Below are 2,222 nucleotides of genomic sequence, written 5' to 3'. Positions count from 1 at the left end.
GGGGGCCGCAGCACCTGACCGGGCAGCAGCAGGTCCGGATCGGGGCCGATGACGGCGGCGTTGGTCTGCCACCACGCGTGGACGGCGGAGGCGATCTCGGCGTCGGCGACCGGGTGTCCGGGGCGGTGGCCGGCGAGCCAGTCGCGGGCGATGTCCCACAGGCAGTCGCCGCGGAGGACGACGTGCTCCCCGGCTGCTGGTCCGGGCCGGTCGGGTTCCGCGGGCGGGGGACCGGGCAGATCCGGCTCCGGTCCGCCCGGCCAGTCGGCCTGCACCACGGGCCCGGGGGAGCCCGACGACCAGTCCGGCCCGGGGTCGTTCGTCTCGGCCGAGGCGGTGACCAGTGGGCTCGCTCCGGCGGGCAGTGCGATGGGCGCCGCGGTGCTGAGGCCGACGCCGATCGCGATGGCCGCAGCCCGCCGGGCGCCGGCCGGGAGCACGCCGCGCAGCAGCACCCCGGCCGCCCGGCCGGCCAGTCCCGGCGCGGCGCTCGCTGCGGTCAGCAGCAGGCCGAGCGCGCCCCAGGCCCAGCAGGCCCAGGCCAGCGCGGTCACCGCCACCAGCACGAGGGCGTCCGGCCCGGCGGTGTCGACCAGCCGCTGCGGGTCGGCGAGCGCGCTGCGGACCGCCCCCGGCTCGGGGCCGAGCCAGCGCAGGCCGCCGGCGACGAGGACGAACGTCGTCGTCGTCGCCGTCCAGCGCACCGCGGACATGCTCACACCGGTCACAGCGACGACCAAACACCATCAACGAAAGCAAATGCAACCAAACGCAAGGATCTGTGGACGAGCTAGCCTCCGTCCATGCGCTGGGAGCAGCTCTTCGCCGACCTCGAGGCCCAGATGGCGGAGCAGGAGGCCGCCGTCGACCAGGCCGACGAGGCGTCCCGGGCGCGCGCCGAGCACGGTCGGGTCCGGCTGGCCGACCGGTTGCGGGGCGCGACCGGGCAGGAGGTCTCCCTCAGCTGCGGCGCCGGTGAGCTGGCCGGGCGGCTGGTCGACGTGGGCGTCGACTGGGTGCTGCTGGTCGATCAGCAGCACCGCGAGGTGCTGGTCGCGCTGGGTGCGGTGCGCGCGGTGTCCGGGCTCACCGCCGTGACCGCCGCCGCGGCCGCGGAGGGCGCCGTCGACCGGGCGCTGGACCTGCGCCGGGCGGCGCGGGCGCTGGCCCGGGACCGGGCTGCCCTGCACTGCCTGCTGGCGGACGGCGCCGTCCTGGCCGGCACGGTCGACCGGGTCGGCGCGGACTTCCTGGAACTGGCCGAGCACCCGGTCGACGAGCCCCGCCGTCGTGGGGTGGTCACCGGGGTGCGGGCGGTGTCGCTGGGCGCGCTCGTCGCACTCCGGACGGCCGGGCCGGCGCTCGGCTGAGTACCCGGCGATCAGCTCAGCGGGTGGAGTCGACCTCGGCGTCGTCCGGGACCGGCTCCTCGGTGACGGTCGAGGAGCGCGCCTCGGCGTACTTCTGCTGGATGAACCGCTCCAGCTCGTCCTTCTCGACCCGCCACTGACCCCGCCCGCCGATCTGGATGGCGATCAGCTCCTTGCGGCGCACCAGTGCGTAGGCCTGTGACCAGGAGACGTTGAGGATCTCCGCCACGTCGTCGAGGGTCAGGAAGCGCTGGGTGGCCATGGGGTCGGTGTTCTCCCGTCGAAGGTGCCCGCCAGTGTGGCAGTCGGGTGACAACGGCCCGGACGGTCCACCCGAAGGTGTGGACAACGGCTGCGCGCCGGCTCGCCCCTCGGTCATGATCTCCCCCCGCGACCGCGTACGGCGAGGTCAGCCGGGTGACCGGCCGGAGACGGACAGGCAGGGCGAGGGATGACCGGGCGAGGGATGACCGACCGATGAGCGCGCCCACCGCGGCGCCGTCCGGCGCGCGCACCGACACGGCGCCACCCGGCCCGGCGGCCCGCCGGGTCCGCCCGCCCCGCTGGCTGGACCTGCGGCTGGTGCTCGGGGTCCTGCTGGTCCTCGGCTCGGTCCTGGTCGGCGCCCGGGTGGTGACGGCGGCGGACGCGACCGTGCCCGTCTGGTCGGCGGCCGGTGACCTGGCGGCCGGCACCGTGCTGTCCGACGCCGACCTCGTGCCGGTCTCCGTCCGGCTGGACGACGTCGCGGAGGCCTACCTGGCCACCAGCACCCGCCCCGCCGGCCGGGTGCTGGCCCGCGCGGTCCGGGCCGGCGAGCTGCTGCCGCGATCGGTGCTCGAGGAGGCCGGT

General features: G+C 76.5%; 4 protein-coding genes. 2 read left to right on the top strand and 2 right to left on the bottom strand.

All coding sequences use genetic code 11. From position 1 onward, the window contains the following. Positions 1 to 713, bottom strand: a 713-nt coding sequence (locus tag G5C62_RS26605; protein WP_164703356.1) for a LysM peptidoglycan-binding domain-containing protein, incomplete at its 3' end; no start/stop codon positions are given. 90 nt (positions 714 to 803) lie between these two features. On the opposite strand from G5C62_RS26605, the gene G5C62_RS26600 reads away from it, so the two are divergent. Beyond that, the gene (locus G5C62_RS26600; RefSeq protein ID WP_164703355.1) at positions 804 to 1,370 is read left to right on the top strand and encodes a hypothetical protein; all 567 of its coding nucleotides are present in this window, start codon (positions 804 to 806) and stop codon (positions 1,368 to 1,370) included. A 16-nt stretch (positions 1,371 to 1,386) separates the two neighbouring features. On the opposite strand, the gene G5C62_RS26595 is transcribed toward G5C62_RS26600, so the two are convergent. Continuing rightward, positions 1,387 to 1,632, bottom strand: a complete 246-nt coding sequence (locus G5C62_RS26595) for a helix-turn-helix domain-containing protein (protein WP_164703354.1) — start codon at positions 1,630 to 1,632, stop codon at positions 1,387 to 1,389. 215 nt (positions 1,633 to 1,847) lie between these two features. On the opposite strand from G5C62_RS26595, the gene G5C62_RS26590 reads away from it, so the two are divergent. Continuing rightward, positions 1,848 to 2,222, top strand: a 375-nt coding sequence (locus tag G5C62_RS26590; protein WP_206330891.1) for an SAF domain-containing protein, incomplete at its 3' end; no start/stop codon positions are given.

This window comes from Modestobacter sp. KNN46-3, from assembly GCF_011039295.1.
This window is presented reverse-complemented; position numbering and strand designations above follow the sequence as displayed.

What these genes read in the sequence shown, in the direction of transcription:
- G5C62_RS26600 (WP_164703355.1), top strand. Translation starts at nt 804, where the DNA reads ATGCGCTGGGAGCAGCTCTTCGCCGACCTCGAGGCCCAGATGGCGGAG.
- G5C62_RS26595 (WP_164703354.1), bottom strand. Translation starts at nt 1,632, where the DNA reads ATGGCCACCCAGCGCTTCCTGACCCTCGACGACGTGGCGGAGATCCTC.